Source organism: Variovorax sp. P1_H12_2, from assembly GCF_056405335.1.
The window spans coordinates 1-1,050 of the sequence record NZ_JBFUCI010000782.1; the positions used below are offsets into that span (position 1 = coordinate 1).

Below are 1,050 nucleotides of genomic sequence, written 5' to 3' on the forward strand. Positions count from 1 at the left end.
GGCGAAGGCCACATCCCGCTGGCCTGCACGCCGACGCCCTCGAGCGCCGCGCCGATCGAGGGCGCGGTCGACGAAGCCGAGGTCGCGTTCGGCCACGAGATGAAGGTCACGCGCATCCACGAGTCGCCGCGCGTCACCAAGCCCTACACCGAAGCGCAATGGGCCGAGGTGCTGGCGCTGGGCGATGCGGTCGACAAGCGCCTCGCGGCCGGCGACGTGCGCCTCACGATGGGCGGCGAGCCGACCTATGTGGCCACCAGCGACCGCGACGCCGCCGAATGGAACACCGACGCCCTCGGCCCCACGAAGCGCGGCTATGCGACTGAACTGGTGCACAAGCTGCGGGCCGAATACGGCAAGGGCGGCTTCCTGCACTTCGGCCAGGGCAAGTGGTATCCGGGCGAGCAGCTGCCGCGCTGGGCGCTGTCGATCTTCTGGCGCGCCGACGGCCAGACGCTGTGGCACAACCCGGCGCTCTTCGCCGACGAACGCACGCCCACGCACTACACCAGCGAGGATGCGCGCCGCTTCACCACGGAGCTCTCGCACCGCCTGGGCCTGACCGAGCGCTACATCCAGCCCGGCTACGAGGACGTCTACTACTACCTCTGGCGCGAGCGCCGGCTGCCGGTCAACGTCGACCCCTTCGACTCCAGGCTCGACGACGAGATGGAGCGCGTCCGTTTGCGACGCGTGTTCACGCAGAAGCTCGACGCCGTGATCGGCTACATGCTGCCGATCGAGGCCGCCAACGCCGACACCGATGCGCCCGCGCTCGCGGGTCCGGGCTGGAAGACCGGCCCCTGGTTCCTGCGCGATGACCGCATGTACCTGATCCCGGGCGATTCGCCGATGGGCTACCGGCTGCCGCTCGATTCGCAGCCCTGGACCCGCAAGGGCGACTATCCCTACCTGGTCGAGCGCGACCCGACCGCGCCGCGCGGCAGCCTGCCGGCATCGGCCGACTACCGTGCGCGCTACGCGGGCCCGCCGGCCGGCGCGGAGGCCGACCGCGGTGCCGTGCCCTATGCCTTCGGCGCGCCCGAAGCG

1 protein-coding gene is annotated in these 1,050 nt (G+C 71.3%); it reads left to right on the plus strand.

Translation table 11 applies throughout. From position 1 onward, the window contains the following. Positions 1–1,050, plus strand: a 1,050-nt coding sequence (locus tag AC1D2K_RS35110) for a transglutaminase family protein (RefSeq protein ID WP_478095090.1), incomplete at both ends; no start/stop codon positions are given.